The organism is Pelobium manganitolerans, assembly GCF_003609575.1.
Lineage (GTDB): Bacteria > Bacteroidota > Bacteroidia > Sphingobacteriales > Sphingobacteriaceae > Pseudopedobacter > Pseudopedobacter manganitolerans.
Genome location: NZ_MBTA01000029.1, coordinates 173,342 through 190,225 on the forward strand (window position 1 = coordinate 173,342; position 16,884 = coordinate 190,225).

Consider the following 16,884-nt stretch of genomic DNA (forward strand, 5'->3'; position numbering starts at 1 on the left):
TAGTGGCTAGGCGATATTGGTAAGTTTAACAAAAATAGGTTCTAAGGCCGTTTGCTGATGACTAGCCAACAAATTTTTAAGGCTGTCGTTAGCTACAATTTCGCCTTTGTTAATCATCACGATATCATCGCAAACGGCCTCAACTTCTTGCATAATATGGGTTGATAAAATTACGGTTTTGGTTTTGCCCAGTTCCCTAATTAAAGCACGCACCTCAATTAATTGGTTTGGGTCCAGGCCCGATGTGGGTTCGTCTAATATCAGCACTGACGGATTGTGGATGATTGCCTGCGCCAAACCCACCCTTTGTTTATATCCTTTTGAGAGCTGACCGATTTTTTTGTGCTGCTCTTTGCCCAATCCGGTAAGTTTAATCACCTCCGCCACCCTTTCGCTAATATTTCTAAGTTGGTGTGTTTCGGCAATAAAAGCCAAAAACTCTTTCACGTACATCTCTAAATAAAGGGGGTTGCTTTCTGGCAGGTAGCCAATATTTTTACGCACCTGCAAAGTTTCTTCGCTGATATCAAAACCGCAAACGCTGGCTTTACCGCTGGTTTGCGGAATGTAAGAAGTCAGCATTTTCATGGTAGTTGATTTACCGGCGCCGTTAGGCCCTAAAAAGCCTAAAATGCGACCAGGCTTAGCTTCAAAGCTGATGCCGTTAACCGCTTTTTGCTGGCCGTAAACTTTTGTTAAAGATGTAACAACAATGCTCAATTCGTAAAATTTACTGAAAACCAAAGCTATAAAATTTGCCTTAAAATAACAGAGCTTCCTTTTTTACCATTTTTAAAAACACAATTGCCACAAGCCTTTATACTTTACAAAAGCTTGTTAAATTTGGATATGAATATTTTTAACATCCACGGCGAAACGGAATTTAACCAAACCTGTTTGGATATTTTTCAGTTGCAATACCAAACTATTGCTGTTTACCAACGCTTTGTGGATGCTTTAAACGTTAAGCCCGAGCAGGTTAAGCATTATTTGCAGATACCTTTTTTGCCCATCTCTTTTTTTAAAACCCACGCAATTATTGAAGACGAAGCCTTTGCCGACGTGGTTTTTACCAGTTCTGGCACAACCGGCACCGTTAACAGCAAACACTTTGTGCAAGACGTTTACATTTACGAACAAAGCTATCGTAACGCTTTCGCGCGATTTTATGGTGATATTGAAAGCACCTGCGTTTTAGCTTTACTGCCCAATTATTTGGAACGCGGTGGCTCATCCTTAATTTATATGGTTGAGGATCTGATTAAGCTTTCTAAAAACACTAACAGTGGCTTCTTTTTAAACGAACATGCGCAATTGAAAGAAACTTTAGTACAGCTGCAACAATCCAAAACCAAGACCATTTTGATAGGTGTTACCTATGCCCTGCTCGATTTTGTAGAACACTTCACCATTAATTTTCCAGAACTGGTGGTGATGGAAACCGGCGGGATGAAAGGCCGGCGCAAAGAGATGGTGCGCGAAGAATTGCACCAACAGCTCACCCAGGGTTTCGGTGTGGCTAAAATCCACTCGGAGTACGGCATGACCGAACTTTTATCACAAGCTTACTCTTATGGCGACGGTATTTTCACCTGCCCGCCCTGGATGAAAATAATCGCCCGCGACCCTAACGACCCGCTTACTTTGTTAGATGCCGGAAAATCTGGAGGACTAAACATAATTGACTTGGCAAACGTAAATTCCTGTTCATTTATAGCCACGCAAGATTTAGGGAAAACCTACTCCGACGGTTCATTTGAAGTACTCGGACGTTTTGATAACACCGATATCCGTGGTTGCAACCTGATGGTGGTATAACTTAGATTAACCTTTGATCAAAAGAGAAAGGTTCCTTTTGCAATAATTTCAGTTTTGAAATATCCGGATGTGCAGGGTTTGCAATGTAATTGTACTCTCCTTTGATTATCGCAGAAGGAACTCTCAGCAATAAAAACTCTTTTTGCTTTAAAAACCGATTGCCGATAACTTGAGTGCTTTGTTCAAAAGGGATATTATTCCAACCGTTGGGCAGCTTCTCGGCACTGATCTCCGTATAAGCTGTCTCAACTTCAAAATTTGCCATGCAAAAATCATCGGGCATCAGACCCGTGGGCAAATGAACCAAAACTTCTAACAAAGCCAAGGCCCGCGAACTTGCAAAATACACCGCCGGGATACCTTCCGTATTCCAGCGTCCGCCGTAAATACGCGCGCCTTCACCGTCCAAACGGTGTGCATATAAGCAGTTGCCTAACCTAAACAGCTCCATCTAAGCAAATAAGCCGTGCTGTATCCGGCCAAGCTCATTGTTTACCAGGCTAAAACCGATGGATGAATCTAAGAGGGAGAGCGGTGTATTGTTTTTAAAGATGATGGAAGGCGTGCGCATCCAAGTTTTAAACTTATCTAAGGAGCCAAAAACCTGCTCACCACGCGCATACAGCTTTGCCAGCTCTATCGCTTTTTCTGAGTATTCTCCTTTTATAAAATCAGTATCATTGAACCGCTGGAAGGTTCTTTCATTGATGTGCATTACACCGGCCAGCTCCTGAATGGTAAAAGATATTTTTTGGATAAGCGACAGCATTGCTTTTTTAGGCAAGCCACGGCGCGTAAGCTCTAAAAGATCGTAATCTGAAGATAGTTTAGAACTCAAACGCAAAGTACCCAAACCGCCGAAAAAAAGCATCATGGTTTGGGCAATATGCGGCACCGCAGTTAGGTATTCCGCGGCGGGTTCATTTAAGATATTTTTATTACTATCAGACATTCACACAAAAATAACGAACAAATGTCGGTAATAAAAATTTATTTTAATTTTATTAAAAAGTAATTTTTCTTTCCTTTTTGCACCACAATAAATTGATTTGCAATAATTTCAACGTCTTTTGAGCTAGCTTCGGCACTGTTGCATTTAACCCGGTTAACAGAAACGCCACCTCCAGCAATCATCTTTTTAGCTTCGCCTTTTGAACTGAATATTTTAGTATGCTCGGCTAACAAGGTTGGTAAATCTAAACCCTGCTCAAAGTCAGACTTAGAAACTTCAAACTGGGCAATACCTTCAAAAACGGATAACACTTCCGCCGCGCTCATATTGCGCAAAAAATCTAAAGAACCGTTACCGAATAAAAAATCTGTAGTATTTAAAGCAGTTTGTAAAGCTTCCTCTCCGTGCACCCGGCGGGTAACGTCTTGCGCCAAAGCTTTTTGCAACACACGCAAATGTGGCGCTTTCGCATGTTCGGCAATCAGCTCCTCAACTTCAGTTTGGTTAAAAAAGGTGAATATTTTGATGTAGTTGGCGGCGTCTTCATCAGAAGAATTGAGCCAAAACTGGTAAAATTGGTACGGACTTGTACGCTTGGCATCCAACCAGATATTTCCGCCTTCGGTTTTGCCAAATTTAGTACCGTCTGCCTTACGTATCAACGGAGAGGTGAGTGCAAAAGCCTGTCCGCCTTCTTTTCTGCGGATAAACTCGGTGCCGGTTACAATATTCCCCCATTGGTCCGATCCGCCCATCTGCAACATCATATTTTTATGTTTCCACAGATAATAAAAATCGTAACCTTGAATAAGCTGGTAGGTAAACTCAGTAAAAGACATGCCCACATCGCTGTCCAAACGCTTTTTTACCGACTCTTTAGCCATCATGTAATTTACCGTGATATGCTTTCCGGCATCGCGGATAAAATCTAAGAAGCTGTAATCCTTAAACCAATCGAAATTGTTAACAATCTGGGCGCTGTTTGCGCCGCAATCAAAATCTAAAAAACGCTCTAACTGTGCTTTAATACCTTGTAAGTTACGTTCTAAAGTTTCTTCAGAAAGTAAGTTCCGTTCCTGCGATTTCCCGGTGGGGTCGCCAATCATCCCGGTTGCGCCGCCCACCAAAGCGAAGGGTTTATGGCCTGCCTTTTGGAAACGCATCAGGGTAAAAATCTGCGACAAACTGCCTACGTGTAACGAATCTGCCGTAGGGTCAAACCCGATGTAGCCCGAAGTCATTCCTTTTTGCAGTTCTTCCTCGGTTCCGGGCATCATATCGTGCAACAATCCGCGCCAGCGCAGTTCCTCAACAAAATTCATATCGTATTTATTTAAAATTTGTTTTTATCTTCAAAAAACGCAAATATAGGATTTCGCTCCGAAAGCTAAGGCTGGGCAAATGGCTATTTTTAATGCGTTTTTTTATGAATTTTCTGTCGCATTATTATTTTGACAAGACCAAAACCAATCCATTAGAGATTGTAGGAATGCTTTTGCCCGATTTGATACGCAATGCAGATAAATCATGGAATTTGCATCCCGAAAAGTTAACAGCGCCGGTTTTTGGGAGCCAAAGCCAACAAGCAATCATGCTGGGTTGGCAGCGCCATCTAAAGGTTGACCGGGTTTTCCACAGCTCCATGTTTTTCCGTTATCACCAGCATCAGCTTAAACTTTGCATCCGCGAAAGCTTAAACGGAACGCCTATTAAGCCTTTTTTTGTTGGACATATTGGCATTGAGCTTTTGTTAGACAGCTTGCTTATCACCCAAAATAAGGTAAATGTTAATGATTTTTATCGGCACTTAGCTAAAGTTGACTTAGACGAAATCCGCAGATTTTTAAAACTAAACCACATCCACGATGTGGAGAAATTTTGCAGCTACTACCAGCGCTTTTTAGCCGAAAAGTATATTTACACTTACGCCGATGTTAACCAGATAAGCCACGCTATCAAAAATATTTGTAAAAGAATTTGGCCTTTTACGCTTTCTGCGCAACAGGAAGAGGCTATCACCTTAGGCTTACAAGATTATAAAAAAACTTTGAGTGAAAGTTTTATGGTTATCTTTGACGAAATTGATGCACAGATAAATAGATGATCAAGCGCCTTTCGGTTTTTTTATTGCTGGGACTGCCTTTTTTTGGACAAGCACAAACCAGAAAATATTCGAACGAGTTTTTGCAGATTGGCGTTGGGTCAAGGGCTTTTGGTATGGCGGGTTCTGTAGTGGCTTCTGCCGATGATGTAACATCGGGCTATTGGAACCCAGCCGGATTAACCGAGATGCGAACAAACGCACAAGCCAGCTTAATGCACTCTGAATATTTTTCGGGCATAGCAAAATACGATTATGCTGGCTTCGCTACCTTTGTAGCAGACAATACGGCGGTAGTTGGCGCATCGCTTATACGTTTTGGTGTTGACGATATCCCAGATACCTCAGAACTGATAGACGCCGACGGCAACATCAATTACAATAGGGTGAAATCTTTTTCTGCGGCAGATTATGCGTTTTTATTCAGTTATGCGCGCAACAAACGCAAGGAGGACAACAAAGGCTTAAGCTACGGCGCAAATGTCAAAATCATCCACCGCAAGGTTGGCGAATATGGAAAATCTTGGGGTTTTGGAATTGATGTAGGGGCGCGTTACAAACTAAATAAATTCACTTTTGCTGCCGTTGGTCGTGATATTACCACCACCTTTAACGCTTGGAGTTATAACCCGGATAAATTTTCGAGCATTTATACAGCTACCGGAAATGATATCCCAAAAAACTCTACCGAAACCACCATGCCCCGTTTAATCTTAGGAACGGCCTATGAGACCGACATCACTGAAAAATTCGGGATTTTGGGCGAAGTAAACCTGAACCTTACCACAGACGGGAAACGTAACGTTTTAATTGCCGCCGACCCGGTGAGTATGGATCCAACCGTTGGTATAGAAGCGAATTTTAAAAAACTTATTTTTGTAAGAAGCGGCCTGGGTAACATCCAAAAAACTACAGATTTTGATGGCAGCCAAAGCTACACTTTCCAGCCAAATCTGGGACTGGGCATAAAAATCAAAAACTTTTCTTTAGACTATGCCCTTACCAATATAGGCAACCAAGACGATGGCTTGTATAGCAACGTCTTCTCTATCCGCTTAGATTTCGACAAAAAACATTAATGGAACACGCAATTACTTCAATTGGCCTTATTGCGGCCTGTTGTACCACCATATCATTTGTACCGCAAGCGCTAAAAGTTATCAAAAGCAAAAACACCGAAGGCATTTCTTTGTACATGTACATTTTGTTTGTCTCCGGTGTTAGTATGTGGTTGTGTTACGGCATCCTGATTAATGACGCGCCCGTAATTATAGCTAACGCCATAACTTTGGTTTTTGCTAGCACTATTTTATACTACAAGCTTAAATACCGCTAGCAAAAGGTTTGTTAGATAGATGCCATATAGGGTTTAAACTTAGGCAAAAGCAATTTATCATAACCGTAAACATCTTTAGAAGCTACTAAGCTGCCGTCGTCATTGGTCCATGCGGTGTAGTAGGAAATAAAAACCGGGATTGGATTTTTTGCCATTACCCAACGGGCATCCACTTGTTCGCCACGCGCCGCAGCTTGTGTTTCTTTAATAATTCGATCGGTTTTAGCCTTATCATTTAATAGGAAGGATGCCAGTTCCATCGGCTTTTCCACGCGTACACAACCATGGCTTACATCGCGTCTTTCTTGGTTAAACGCAGCTTTCGCTGGTGTATCATGCAGGTAAATGGCATAATGATTTGGAAAAATAAACTTGATTTGCCCCAGCGAATTATCTGCACCTGGGTTTTGCTTAAAAGAATACTGCGAGATGTCGACATTATTCCAATCTACATCTGGCGAGTTAACTAGCTCTCCGTCTTTATAAGCCACCATATTTTTTGCTTCCAAGTAGTACGGATCTTTGCGAAGGCTGCTTAAAATCTCGGTAGTTGCTATACTTTTAGGGATGTTCCATACAGGGTTTACCTGCATCCTATCAATAGTTCCGCTTAATATCGGCGTTTCATGGCCGCCAGCCTCGCCAACACAAACCTTCATCATAAAATCTGTAGTGTTGTTTTCTATCAGCCTAAGCTGAAACTCTGGAATATTCACCAACAGATATTTGCCTTTATATTCTTTAACAGGCCAACGCAGGCGCTCTAAAGACAGATAAATCTTCAGTTTTTCATCTGCAGTTAGCTTCTTATCAGCATCTGCTTTAACATCATTAATCAGTAGGTTCATGAGGCGCTGATAATATCCGTTTTTAGGCTGGATATCTCGCAAAAACTTACCTAAATCCAATTGCTCCAACGCTTGTTGCGCTTCAATGATTTGGGGACGTTTTACATCCACATAATAACGGCTAAGCACAGTTTTAGGGTTTACTGCACCATATTTTAAAATACCGGCGTAATTTATTAAGCCGTCGGCGCTATAAAGCTCCAGTTGGGCCAACAAAGGATAGCTATCTTCTACCTTTTTAAACTTTTTGGTTTTTACATCGCGCAGTAGCGCCGTGATTTTATCTGCGTGGAAATAATCGGGATTAAGTCCGTGAAATTTAGCATTCAAAAAATATTGGTGCAGGGTGTCCAGCTCTCCGTTAACTAAAAAGTCGCCTAAAAGCGTTAAACCCTTATCTTCTTCTTTGTAAATTTTACTGATCCAGATGGGATCGTGCAGGTTTGGTTTTATCCGTTTATACTCGGCTTTAAAAACTTCATTATAGGCAGTAGTGTCAAAATCTTTGTACTTTTTACTTTTAAAAGCTTTGGCTAAATCGCGTCCAAATTCTTCGTGTTTGCCCTTAGAACAGGACATTGCCATAAAACACGTGACTGCTATCAACATCAATAAATTCTTTATTTTCATGTGTGCTTTTCTATTTTAAATGGTTCAACATTATTTTGTGCTGTAAATCAACTTTGATGCCTTTTAAATGCCCACTATCATTTTTTTTGATCCTTTTATTTTTTCAACTTAGCCATACCAACATTAATATTGGGTACACAATTTGATTTAAATCTCTAAATTTTTTTATTATGATTATCCAAGTAAATACCGACAACCACATTCAAGGAAAAGAGGAGTTGAACACCTACGTAAATAATTTGTTTAATGAAAAACTGCAACGCTTTGACAGTTACCTAACCCGTATTGAGGTGCATTTGAGCGATGAAAACGGAGGCGGAAAAGCTGGCGCAGATGATAAAAAATGCAACATTGAGGCGCGGCTAGAAAATTTGGACCCGATATTCATCAGTTCACAGTCTGACGATATTTCGAAAGCATTGCACGATGGATTGGCGAAAATTAAACGGGCAATTGAGCATCAGCTAGACAAAGTAAAGAATTAAATGTAGAGAGCGCCACGGCGCTCTTTTTTTGTGCAAAAATTAAGACGCAATAACCTAGATACTTAACAGCTGTTAATAATTAATATTGGTGTAGTTTGGATACGAGCGATATATTCGCCACCGAAATGCCCGTTTTACTAAGAATCAATTACCAGCGCCAGGATGTGATTTTCCAGGTGCTTACCGATAAACCTTCCTTAAAATCTGAACTCGAAGTATTTTTGGGCGGACAAAATTACCTATTTGTAAAAAGCGGCAACCAGTGGTCTTTGGCAGAAAAACACGCAACAGAAGACTTGGATTTAGGTTTGATGGACGAGGTTTCTAGAGCCTTGGCACTTAGGTTCCGCATCAGCAGCTCGCAACACGTAAATCAATAAAAATAAAATTGTTGCAGCAAGCCAATTAATACACGTTAAAAATCTTCAGGGCTTTTCCGTTAAACGTAAGCCCATCACCAGCTTGTTTTTGCAATAGCAGTTTTGCTAAAGGTGCCACATCCGATATAACAAAACAATTAACCCCTTTGCTTTTAACAGCGCCGTAAGCAATGGCAATTAGGAAACAACCTTGCGAGCTTTCTATCAAAGCCCCTTTTTCCGCAAACGTACACTCCCTCTCAAAATTAATTGCATTTAATGCGAAAAGCTGTTGCGCAACACCGGCAAGTTGGCTTTGCACGCGGTTGATTTCTTGTTGCATCATCTCTCTGGTCGTTTCATATTTATCGCCCATGCTGCTTTTTGATTCGTTAGCAATACCATCGCGAAGTTGACCAAGCTCGGCCTGCAAATCGTTAGCTTTTTGCTGTAAAGCCTTTAAACAAATATCCCTGATTCCTGTTTTAAGAGATTTCGCATTTGTAATGGTCATCATTTTTTAAGATCTTTTTGGGCCAATAACCTCTTTGCCCGCACGGCCAAAGCCGGTGAATTAGACACCAGTTTTTGTTGTAAAATATGCTGCAGTTCATCATAAGCCCACAAATAATGTTTAGCAAGCAATGCAATAGCGTCCATTATATTGCACTGTACCGCAACCGGAGTTTTCGGGTTTAATAACCGGTCAAAGCTGACTTCTAGGCATAATTCAAATTGTGGCTCGCTAAATTTGCTTTGGTTGATGAGCTTTTCTTTATACAACATCAACAGCATTTTACTGTAATGCCTCTGCGCGCTAAAACCTTTAACTATCGGATACGTAGTTAGAAATTCCCCTATCCAATCTTTAAAAACTTCAGGATAGAATAAAAGCACACGCTCCAACACCCAAGAGGCACGGAAAGCAATTGCATCATTGTCATGTGTGCTTTGCGCTATAAGAAAAAGCACTGCTTCATCAGCAGAACCTAAATTGCGCGCCAGCTCTTCAACGGCAACTTTGCCCATTGGCTTAGCTAGTTTTTGCTCCAGTTGTTTTAACATGCTTAGGCGAAGATAAATATTGATGCTTGAGTTTTACGTGGTATTATGCGAAGGCAGATAAAATGTAAGCCAACAAAAAACCTCTACCGCAAAAGCAGTAGAGGCTTCTTTTATACTTGAACTTAAGCCCGCAAATTATCCGTTAGATAATGCTGCCGCACCGCTCACAATCTCAGAAAGCTCTGTTGTAATTGCCGCTTGGCGTGCTTGGTTATAAGCTAATTTCAACGATTTTAATAATTCTCCGGCGTTATCCGTAGCCTTATCCATCGCTGTCATCCTTGCGCCATGCTCAGAAGCGTGCGAATCTAGCACCGCTTTGTACAACTGCAGTTTGATGTTTTTCGGGATTAATTCTTCTACAATTTCTTCTTTAGAAGGCTCCAAAATATAATCTACGCGACTAGCATTGTCATCAGTTGCGTTTTCAGATTTTGGCACCGGCAACAATTGCTCGGTAGTCAAAATTTGTACTGCCGCGTTTCTAAACTGATTGTAAACTACCTCAACTTTATCGTATTTACCATCTACAAAACCTTGCATAATGGCTTCGGTGATGGCAGAAATATTCTGGAAGTTTAAAGCGCTGTACACTTCGTTATTGTTGCCAATTACATTGTAGCCACGCTTTTCGTAATAATCTTGCGCCTTTTTACCAATTGCCACAATGTGCAAGTTGCCCGAAGTATGGAAAGTGTTGTATTTTTCGGAAATAAGATTATTTGTCGTTTTGATAACGTTGGTATTAAAAGCACCGGCCAAACCACGGTTTGAGGTTACCACCACCAATAACACGTTTTTAACTTCGCGCTCTTGCGTGTATACAGAAACGCCATCTTCTAAACTTGCAGAAAGATTAGCTAAAATTTCTTTCAGTTTATTTGCATACGGACGCAACTGGATAATTGCATTGGTAGCCCTTTTTAGCTTTGCAGCCGAAACCATTTTCATGGCTTTGGTAATCTGCTGCGTTGAGGTTACCGAGCTAATTCTATTTCTTACTTCTTTTAAGTTTGCCATTGTTTATTTAGATATGAGACTTGAGATTTAAGACCTGAGATGACTTTTTGGCCAACTTAGCGGGTCTCAAATCTCATATCTCCATACTCAAATCTCAATTAGTATTTCGCCGATAATTCTTTAGCAACGGTTTCTAAAACGCTGGTTAAGCTATCGTCAAATTTACCTGCTTTTAAAGCGGCCAACACTTCTGGATGACGTTGCTCTAATTGCGTTGTATATTCTTGTTCAAACTCTCTAACCTTGTTAACAGGCACGTTTCTCATCAGGTTTTTAACACCTGCGTAAATGATGGCTACTTGTTTTTCAACAGATACCGGTGAAAACTGACCTTGTTTTAAGATTTCAACGTTACGTGCACCTTTGTCCAAAACCAATTTGGTTGAAGCATCTAAATCAGAACCAAACTTAGAGAAGGCCTCTAACTCGCGGTACTGCGCCTGATCTAGCTTTAAAGTACCTGCAACCTTCTTCATTGATTTAATTTGCGCATTACCACCTACACGGGATACAGAAATACCTACGTTAATAGCCGGACGAACACCTGCGTTAAACAAGTTAGACTCCAAGAAAATCTGGCCGTCGGTAATTGAAATTACGTTGGTAGGGATGTACGCAGAAACGTCACCCGCTTGTGTTTCAATAATAGGAAGTGCGGTTAATGAACCACCGCCTTTTACAATTGAACGGATAGACTCTGGCAAATCGTTCATTTGTTGCGCGATTGAATCGTTAGCGTTGATTTTCGCTGCTCTTTCTAACAAACGGCTGTGTAGGTAAAACACGTCACCTGGGTAAGCCTCACGGCCCGGAGGACGTTTTAACAACAAAGATACCTCGCGGTAAGCCACCGCTTGTTTAGATAAATCATCATAAACAATCAAAGCCGGGCGACCTGTATCGCGGAAATACTCGCCAATAGCAGCACCAGCAAACGGAGCATAAAATTGCATTGGCGCAGGGTCTGATGCCGAAGCAGCAACAACAATAGTATAAGCCATTGCGCCTTTTTCTTCTAACGCTTTAACAACGTTAGCAACCGTGCTTGCTTTTTGACCTACGGCAACATATATACAAAACACAGGTTTACCTGCATCGTAAAATTCTTTTTGGTTGATGATGGTATCGATACAAACCGCAGATTTACCAGTCTGACGGTCGCCAATTACCAGTTCACGCTGGCCACGGCCAATCGGAATCATCGCATCAATAGCTTTGATACCGGTTTGTAAAGGCTCGGTTACCGGCTGACGGTAAATAACGCCTGGTGCTTTACGCTCTAAAGGCATTTCGTAAGTTTCACCAGTGATAGGCCCTTTACCATCAATAGGCTCGCCCAAAGTGTTAACCACACGGCCCAACATACCCTCACCTACTTTGATAGATGCAATACGTTTTGTACGCTTAATGGTATCACCTTCCTTAATCTCGTCAGAAGCACCCAACAATACTACCCCAACGTTGTCTTCTTCCAAGTTCAAAACAATACCTTGCAAACCGCTCTCAAACTCAACCAGCTCACCTGCTTGTACTTTTGTTAAACCATAAGCGCGGGCGATACCGTCACCTACTTGGAGTACAGTACCAACTTCCTCTAATTCAGTTTCTGACTTAAAGCCCGACAATTGCTGACGTAAAATTGCCGATACTTCATCTGGTCTTACTTCTACCATCTTTATTTATTTAAGATTTTTATTTTTAACGTTTGTTTAATGCTTTGCGCCGTTTTTTATGCAACAACCTTTTGCGCAAAATCTTTTTTCAGTTTTGATAAGTTGCTTGCAATGCTAGCGTCAAACTGCTTATCGCCTAAGGTGAGTACAAAACCACCTATTAAGCTCGGGTCAACCCGTGTAACCAATTTTACTTCGCCACCGGTTACCGCTTTTACTTTGTTTACAATCTCCGTTTTTGCAGTTTCGCTGAGTTCTGCGGCAGAAACAACCTTTGCAGTAACAATGTTTTTGTATCTGTCGTATTGGTTTAAAAACTCTTTAGCAGTCCCAAATATAATATCGGCGCGGCCTTTATCCACTACAATCTTAAAAAACGAAGCAGTGATTCTGTTGATTTTTTCACCGAAAATCGCTTTCAAAATGGCGTTTTTCTTTGCCAAAGGGATAATCGGATTTTTAACTACCGCTTGCAGCTCTCTGTTAGCGCTAAGCGTTTTAACAAACAGATCCATATCGCCTTTAATCTCTTCTAGAGCGTTATTTTCTAAAGCTAAATCAAGCAAAGATTTCGCGTACCTGGATGCTACTTTTATTTCTGACATAATTCCAGTTGGTTTGGTATTTAGTTGCTTAGTTTGTTAGGAAATGCACGCCAATAAGCCTGAAACCTAACAAACTGAAAACTATATACTAGTTCAATTTCACATCTTTCAACAAGTCGCTTACTAAAGCATCTTGCTTTTGTTTATCGTCAAACTGTTTGCGCAATACTTTCTCTGCAATATCTAAAGAAAGCGTTGCCACTTGGTTTTTAACTTCGTCTAAAGCAGCCAGTTTTTGGTTGTTGATTTCGATTTTCGCTTTCTCAATCAAGTTAGCACCTTCCACTTGGGCAGCACTTTTTGCTTCTGCAACAATTTTATCTTTAAGCTCTTTCGCTTCTTTCAAAATTTGGTCGCGCTCTGCCCTAGCCTCTTTTAGTAAAGCTTCGTTTTCGTTTGATAAACGGGCCATCTCTTCTCTGGCCAGTTCGGCTTTGTTTAACGCATCTTCGATAGAACGCTCGCGCTCATGTATCGCACCTAAAACCGGCTTCCAAGCCAATTTTTTCAAAAGTACCAAAAGCACCAAAAACGATACTAATGTCCAAAATACTAAGCCAATGCTAGGAGTTATTAATTCCATTTTTGTATGATATTGTTTAAAATGTTCTTTAAAAAACTGAAGATTTGACCAATCGTCAAATCTTCAGTTTGTTTTCAATTCTTAAGCTCCTACGTTGTTACCTAGAAGAGCTACTACCACACCAAACAAAGCAACACCTTCAATAAGGGCCGCAGCGATGATCATAGCAGTCTGAATTTTTGAAGCAGCTTCAGGCTGGCGAGCAATACCTTCCATTGCTTTTCCACCAACGTGACCAATACCGATACCTGCACCGATAACTGCTAAACCTGCACCAATTGCAGCGATTGAACCTACCATAACTGTTTTAATTTATATATGATTGTTAAACAAAAGTTTCTAATAAAATAGAGTTTCCTTACTCTTTAATCCTTGCTCCTTGTTCTTTATTCTTAATGATGGTGCTCTTCTATAGCTGTTCCGATGAACAACGCGGTAAGCATCGTGAAAATAAAAGCCTGTAAAAATGCCACCAAAAGCTCTAGCACGTCCATAAATAAAACGAAGGCCACAGATACCGGTGCGATTGCTAACGATTTAAAAATAAAAATCAGGGAAATTAAGCTGAGTACAATGATGTGACCGGCAGTAATGTTAGCAAACAAACGGACCATCAAAGCAAAAGGCTTTGAGAACACGCCGATAATTTCTACCGCCCACATAATTGGTAATAACCAAAACGGAACATCGGGCTTAAAAATGTGGCTCCAGTAATATTTATTCCCGTTTACGTTTACAATAACCAGTACAATAGCAGATAAAACAAAAGTTACTGCAATATTACCGGTAACGTTGGCGCTGCCTGGGAAAATTGGCACCAAACCTAATAAGTTGTTGATCCAGATAAAAAAGAACACCGTAAGCAAGAAAGGCATAAACTTCTCAAATTTATAACCGATGTTAGGTCTGGCAATATCATCACGAATGAAGATAATAATAGGCTCTATCCAAGATTGCAAGCCTTTAGGTGCCATACCAGTACGTTTTTTATAAGAACTGGCAATACTTCCGAAGATGATGAGCAATAAAATAACCGAGATAAACAAAGCAGCAACGTTTTTTGTGATAGAAAAATCGTAAACTTTTGCGCTAAGTGCTTCGTCTACCTGACCGTCTGCGGTTAAAATCTTGATATGGTTTTCCTCCAACAAATAGGTGTATTTTGCAGAGGTGTAAGGTGCGGCATTGTGGTGCTCGTCAAACAGATTTGCAGAAGAAAAAACATCTAAACCTTGGGGAGTAATAAGTATAATAGGCAAAGGAATAGAAGTATGCCCCCATAAATGCCATCCGTAAGAATCACCGATGTGCTCTAAAATGGTTACCGTTGGATCAAATTTCTCTTCATGATTAACGTGGCCTTTCTCTACTTCGATAATTGTTTTTTCAGTCTCAATTTCTTGCATCGCAAAAGAATTGAACGTCAAAAACAATAAAGAAAGAGCGATTAGAGCTTTGCTAGCGTGATTTTTTAAATTCAAAACGTGGCTGAAATACATTTATTACGTGTTTTTTACTCCCTAATTTGGTCGCGCAAGTTACGTAACAAACAATATATTTCAAAGACAGTAAATAATAAATATATAGAAAAAAAATTGGCCACAAATAAAACGGCATCTACCTTCACTTTTAAAATGTAAAACATTAAAAAGCAGAGCGTTAACAGCAACCTCACTATAATTGCCCCCAAAATGATGGTACTTTGGTATTCTCCGCCCATTTTTATGCCCACAACAGACAATCCGTAAACCAATAAAGTTATTAAAGCCATATAGGCATAGGCCAACCAAAAAAAGGGGATCAAGGCCGTCTGCGGAAAAAGATATTGGTTAAGCGCCCAGTAAACGAAAGATGATAGCGCTAATAGTAAGATATAATAGAGCGCAAATTTTTGGATACTCAAAACCTATTTGTTTATTCCTTTAAAAACAAAATACAATGCTATGGCCACACCCACCAAACTCAAGATAGCGGTATATATAGGCGTAGCGCTTTCGCGCGACTGGTCTAGCTTATAGCCTGCAAAAGTAAATGCACCGATAATGCCAATCATCTGAAAACCCAGGGCCGAGTATTTCACATAGGCATTAAGCGGACGCTTCCCGTTTTCCGGCTGTTTCTTCTGCTCCATCGTTTTTGGTAAAAATTGATTTTGTTTGGCTGATGCCGGTTTGGCAACGTCCAGTTAAGTTGGCGCCGCTTTCTACCACCAATTTGTTCGAAAAAACATCGCCATTTAATGTAGCGGTTGATTTTAAAAACAAAACCTCGCTGGTGTTTACGTCGCCGGTGATTTTCCCGGATATCTCCGCACTTTCTGATAGGATATTGCCAATCACCTCGCCACTGCCGCTTACCACCACTTTGGCTTTTGATTTTACGTCGCCCGTGATTTTACCGTCAATGCGGATATCGCCCTTTGTGCTTAAATCTCCGGCAATCTCGGTCCCTAATCCTATAATATTAATAGAACCCGCTTTTTGTTCGCCACTCAATTTTTCTGCTTTTTTATTTCCAAACATGTTATTAGTTTAAAAAGGTATATAGTTTTTGGGGTTAACAGCAGTACCGTTAAACCACAGTTCGAAATGTAAATGCGGACCAGTGGTAAACTCACCACTGTTGCCTACAATAGCAATAACATCACCTGCCCTAACGAAACTACCAACTTTTTTTAACAATACAGAACAGTGTTTATAAACGGAGACCAAATTGTTGCTGTGCTGTATAGCGATAACGTAGCCTGTTTCTGAGGTAAAATTGGAAAAAAACACAGTACCGTCTAAGGTTGCTTTAATGCTTTCATTTTGCCTGCTGGCAACATCAACGCCGTAATGCTGTATTTTAGGGTCAAACTCATCGGTAACTTTGCCATGTACCGGACTAAAAAAAGAGTAGGAGGCGATGCCGGATTTTACCGGTGCGCTGTTCTCATTCAAATCAAATTTCCCTTCAGACTCTATCAGCTTTCGCAACTCGCGTTCTTCTTTAGAAATTTTTTGGTTTAGCTTAATGCTGTCGCTGGCTTTGGTTTTATCGCCTACGGGTTTGGCCTGTTTTTCTCCGGGCACTTTGCCATTTATAATATTCTTAATGTTTTCCAAGTACACTTTGTTTGCGTCGGCCAACATCTGCAAAGAATCCACCTTGCTGTAGGCTTCAATAATTATCTTTTTGGATCCCGGATCCGTTACGCCATAAACATATTCTTTTAGCGGTGTGAAGCGGATGGTGATTAGGGTTAGTACGATTAAGATGATTGCAAAAGCCACCGCGCCAATAATCAAATACCATAAAGACGCGTTAAAAGAGGCCTTTTCTTCAAAGGTATCATCGTTTAAAATTACCAGCTTGTATTTTTCTTTCAGTTTGTCTACAAGCTTTTTTCTTTTAGCCATCAATCGCTAAT

General features: G+C 40.6%; 23 protein-coding genes. 6 read left to right on the forward strand and 17 right to left on the reverse strand.

What is annotated here, in order from left to right; translation table 11 throughout:
* Window positions 1–6: 6 nt before the first annotated feature.
* On the reverse strand, window positions 7–720 hold the full coding sequence (locus BCY91_RS16160; RefSeq protein WP_120183138.1) for an ATP-binding cassette domain-containing protein: 714 nt from the start codon (window positions 718–720) through the stop codon (window positions 7–9).
* Window positions 721–849: 129 nt separating this feature from the next.
* On the opposite strand from BCY91_RS16160, the gene BCY91_RS16165 reads away from it, so the two are divergent.
* A complete protein-coding gene (locus BCY91_RS16165; RefSeq protein WP_120183139.1) occupies window positions 850–1,818 on the forward strand; it encodes a LuxE/PaaK family acyltransferase in 969 nt (322 codons plus the stop codon).
* A gap of 1 nt (window position 1,819) precedes the next feature.
* Here BCY91_RS16165 and BCY91_RS16170 read toward each other — a convergent pair whose 3' ends face one another.
* Genes BCY91_RS16170 through tyrS form a run of 3 tightly spaced genes read right to left on the reverse strand, consistent with a single transcriptional unit; the run spans window position 1,820 to window position 4,092 of the window.
* The gene (locus BCY91_RS16170; protein ID WP_120183085.1) at window positions 1,820–2,269 is read right to left on the reverse strand and encodes an RES family NAD+ phosphorylase; all 450 of its coding nucleotides are present in this window, start codon (window positions 2,267–2,269) and stop codon (window positions 1,820–1,822) included.
* Window positions 2,270–2,770 carry a type II RES/Xre toxin-antitoxin system antitoxin gene (parS, locus tag BCY91_RS16175; protein WP_120183086.1) on the reverse strand — a complete coding sequence of 167 codons (501 nt, stop codon included), beginning with the start codon at window positions 2,768–2,770 and terminating at the stop codon, window positions 2,270–2,272.
* A gap of 38 nt (window positions 2,771–2,808) precedes the next feature.
* Window positions 2,809–4,092, reverse strand: a complete 1,284-nt coding sequence (gene tyrS / locus BCY91_RS16180) for a tyrosine--tRNA ligase (RefSeq protein WP_120183087.1) — start codon at window positions 4,090–4,092, stop codon at window positions 2,809–2,811.
* 104 nt (window positions 4,093–4,196) lie between these two features.
* Between tyrS and BCY91_RS16185 the strand changes: the two genes are divergently transcribed.
* Genes BCY91_RS16185 through BCY91_RS16195 form a run of 3 tightly spaced genes read left to right on the forward strand, consistent with a single transcriptional unit; the run spans window position 4,197 to window position 6,207 of the window.
* Window positions 4,197–4,874: a hypothetical protein gene (locus BCY91_RS16185; RefSeq protein ID WP_147387954.1), complete on the forward strand. Its 678-nt coding sequence runs from the start codon at window positions 4,197–4,199 to the stop codon at window positions 4,872–4,874.
* Window positions 4,871–5,950, forward strand: a complete 1,080-nt coding sequence (locus tag BCY91_RS16190) for a putative type IX sorting system protein PorV2 (RefSeq protein ID WP_120183089.1) — start codon at window positions 4,871–4,873, stop codon at window positions 5,948–5,950. The genes BCY91_RS16185 and BCY91_RS16190 overlap by 4 nt, the downstream gene beginning before the upstream one ends.
* On the forward strand, window positions 5,950–6,207 hold the full coding sequence (locus BCY91_RS16195; protein ID WP_120183090.1) for a SemiSWEET transporter: 258 nt from the start codon (window positions 5,950–5,952) through the stop codon (window positions 6,205–6,207). Before BCY91_RS16190 ends, BCY91_RS16195 begins: the two co-directional genes overlap by 1 nt.
* 11 nt (window positions 6,208–6,218) lie before the next feature.
* Here BCY91_RS16195 and BCY91_RS16200 read toward each other — a convergent pair whose 3' ends face one another.
* The gene (locus BCY91_RS16200; protein WP_245989219.1) at window positions 6,219–7,634 is read right to left on the reverse strand and encodes a L,D-transpeptidase family protein; all 1,416 of its coding nucleotides are present in this window, start codon (window positions 7,632–7,634) and stop codon (window positions 6,219–6,221) included.
* A 221-nt stretch (window positions 7,635–7,855) separates the two neighbouring features.
* On the opposite strand from BCY91_RS16200, the gene BCY91_RS16205 reads away from it, so the two are divergent.
* Window positions 7,856–8,170, forward strand: a complete 315-nt coding sequence (locus tag BCY91_RS16205; protein ID WP_120183092.1) for an HPF/RaiA family ribosome-associated protein — start codon at window positions 7,856–7,858, stop codon at window positions 8,168–8,170.
* Window positions 8,171–8,265: 95 nt separating this feature from the next.
* A complete protein-coding gene (locus BCY91_RS16210) occupies window positions 8,266–8,550 on the forward strand; it encodes a hypothetical protein (protein ID WP_120183093.1) in 285 nt (94 codons plus the stop codon).
* A 25-nt stretch (window positions 8,551–8,575) separates the two neighbouring features.
* Here the strand turns inward: BCY91_RS16210 and BCY91_RS16215 are convergent, their stop codons facing one another.
* The 12 genes from BCY91_RS16215 to BCY91_RS16270 form a co-directional block, all read right to left on the reverse strand.
* Window positions 8,576–9,046, reverse strand: a complete 471-nt coding sequence (locus BCY91_RS16215; protein WP_147387955.1) for a hypothetical protein — start codon at window positions 9,044–9,046, stop codon at window positions 8,576–8,578.
* A complete protein-coding gene (locus tag BCY91_RS16220; RefSeq protein WP_120183095.1) occupies window positions 9,043–9,594 on the reverse strand; it encodes a hypothetical protein in 552 nt (183 codons plus the stop codon). The genes BCY91_RS16215 and BCY91_RS16220 overlap by 4 nt, the downstream gene beginning before the upstream one ends.
* A gap of 135 nt (window positions 9,595–9,729) precedes the next feature.
* Complete coding sequence (gene atpG, locus BCY91_RS16225) at window positions 9,730–10,614, reverse strand: ATP synthase F1 subunit gamma (protein WP_120183096.1); 885 nt, start codon at window positions 10,612–10,614, stop codon at window positions 9,730–9,732.
* 98 nt (window positions 10,615–10,712) lie between these two features.
* Window positions 10,713–12,287 (reverse strand): F0F1 ATP synthase subunit alpha, encoded by a 1,575-nt coding sequence (atpA, locus tag BCY91_RS16230; RefSeq protein ID WP_120183097.1) that lies wholly within the window; start codon window positions 12,285–12,287, stop codon window positions 10,713–10,715.
* A gap of 56 nt (window positions 12,288–12,343) precedes the next feature.
* On the reverse strand, window positions 12,344–12,892 hold the full coding sequence (gene atpH, locus BCY91_RS16235; RefSeq protein ID WP_120183098.1) for an ATP synthase F1 subunit delta: 549 nt from the start codon (window positions 12,890–12,892) through the stop codon (window positions 12,344–12,346).
* Between the two features lie 88 nt (window positions 12,893–12,980).
* Complete coding sequence (locus BCY91_RS16240; RefSeq protein WP_120183099.1) at window positions 12,981–13,475, reverse strand: F0F1 ATP synthase subunit B; 495 nt, start codon at window positions 13,473–13,475, stop codon at window positions 12,981–12,983.
* A gap of 81 nt (window positions 13,476–13,556) precedes the next feature.
* Window positions 13,557–13,775, reverse strand: a complete 219-nt coding sequence (gene atpE / locus BCY91_RS16245; protein WP_120183100.1) for an ATP synthase F0 subunit C — start codon at window positions 13,773–13,775, stop codon at window positions 13,557–13,559.
* 92 nt (window positions 13,776–13,867) lie between these two features.
* Entirely contained in the window at window positions 13,868–14,974 is a 1,107-nt protein-coding gene (gene atpB / locus BCY91_RS16250; protein ID WP_120183101.1) for a F0F1 ATP synthase subunit A, read from the reverse strand.
* A 14-nt stretch (window positions 14,975–14,988) separates the two neighbouring features.
* A complete protein-coding gene (locus BCY91_RS16255) occupies window positions 14,989–15,378 on the reverse strand; it encodes a hypothetical protein (protein WP_245989221.1) in 390 nt (129 codons plus the stop codon).
* Window positions 15,379–15,381: 3 nt separating this feature from the next.
* Entirely contained in the window at window positions 15,382–15,606 is a 225-nt protein-coding gene (locus BCY91_RS16260) for an AtpZ/AtpI family protein (RefSeq protein WP_120183102.1), read from the reverse strand.
* The gene (locus BCY91_RS16265) at window positions 15,563–15,997 is read right to left on the reverse strand and encodes a bactofilin family protein (protein ID WP_120183103.1); all 435 of its coding nucleotides are present in this window, start codon (window positions 15,995–15,997) and stop codon (window positions 15,563–15,565) included. The genes BCY91_RS16260 and BCY91_RS16265 overlap by 44 nt, the downstream gene beginning before the upstream one ends.
* A gap of 9 nt (window positions 15,998–16,006) precedes the next feature.
* Complete coding sequence (locus tag BCY91_RS16270; RefSeq protein ID WP_245989224.1) at window positions 16,007–16,873, reverse strand: M23 family metallopeptidase; 867 nt, start codon at window positions 16,871–16,873, stop codon at window positions 16,007–16,009.
* Window positions 16,874–16,884 lie beyond the last annotated feature (11 nt).

Bases quoted from the DNA above. Each gene is read 5' to 3' on its own strand.
- BCY91_RS16165 (WP_120183139.1), top strand. From the start codon at position 850: ATGAATATTTTTAACATCCACGGCGAAACGGAATTTAACCAAACCTGT.
- BCY91_RS16170 (WP_120183085.1), bottom strand. From the start codon at position 2,269: ATGGAGCTGTTTAGGTTAGGCAACTGCTTATATGCACACCGTTTGGAC.
- parS (WP_120183086.1), bottom strand. From the start codon at position 2,770: ATGTCTGATAGTAATAAAAATATCTTAAATGAACCCGCCGCGGAATAC.
- tyrS (WP_120183087.1), bottom strand. From the start codon at position 4,092: ATGAATTTTGTTGAGGAACTGCGCTGGCGCGGATTGTTGCACGATATG.
- BCY91_RS16185 (WP_147387954.1), top strand. From the start codon at position 4,197: ATGAATTTTCTGTCGCATTATTATTTTGACAAGACCAAAACCAATCCA.
- BCY91_RS16190 (WP_120183089.1), top strand. From the start codon at position 4,871: ATGATCAAGCGCCTTTCGGTTTTTTTATTGCTGGGACTGCCTTTTTTT.
- BCY91_RS16195 (WP_120183090.1), top strand. From the start codon at position 5,950: ATGGAACACGCAATTACTTCAATTGGCCTTATTGCGGCCTGTTGTACC.
- BCY91_RS16200 (WP_245989219.1), bottom strand. From the start codon at position 7,634: ATGTCCTGTTCTAAGGGCAAACACGAAGAATTTGGACGCGATTTAGCC.
- BCY91_RS16205 (WP_120183092.1), top strand. From the start codon at position 7,856: ATGATTATCCAAGTAAATACCGACAACCACATTCAAGGAAAAGAGGAG.
- BCY91_RS16215 (WP_147387955.1), bottom strand. From the start codon at position 9,046: ATGATGACCATTACAAATGCGAAATCTCTTAAAACAGGAATCAGGGAT.
- BCY91_RS16220 (WP_120183095.1), bottom strand. From the start codon at position 9,594: ATGTTAAAACAACTGGAGCAAAAACTAGCTAAGCCAATGGGCAAAGTT.
- atpG (WP_120183096.1), bottom strand. From the start codon at position 10,614: ATGGCAAACTTAAAAGAAGTAAGAAATAGAATTAGCTCGGTAACCTCA.
- atpA (WP_120183097.1), bottom strand. From the start codon at position 12,287: ATGGTAGAAGTAAGACCAGATGAAGTATCGGCAATTTTACGTCAGCAA.
- atpH (WP_120183098.1), bottom strand. From the start codon at position 12,892: ATGTCAGAAATAAAAGTAGCATCCAGGTACGCGAAATCTTTGCTTGAT.
- BCY91_RS16240 (WP_120183099.1), bottom strand. From the start codon at position 13,475: ATGGAATTAATAACTCCTAGCATTGGCTTAGTATTTTGGACATTAGTA.
- atpE (WP_120183100.1), bottom strand. From the start codon at position 13,775: ATGGTAGGTTCAATCGCTGCAATTGGTGCAGGTTTAGCAGTTATCGGT.
- atpB (WP_120183101.1), bottom strand. From the start codon at position 14,974: ATGTATTTCAGCCACGTTTTGAATTTAAAAAATCACGCTAGCAAAGCT.
- BCY91_RS16260 (WP_120183102.1), bottom strand. From the start codon at position 15,606: ATGGAGCAGAAGAAACAGCCGGAAAACGGGAAGCGTCCGCTTAATGCC.
- BCY91_RS16265 (WP_120183103.1), bottom strand. From the start codon at position 15,997: ATGTTTGGAAATAAAAAAGCAGAAAAATTGAGTGGCGAACAAAAAGCG.
- BCY91_RS16270 (WP_245989224.1), bottom strand. From the start codon at position 16,873: ATGGCTAAAAGAAAAAAGCTTGTAGACAAACTGAAAGAAAAATACAAG.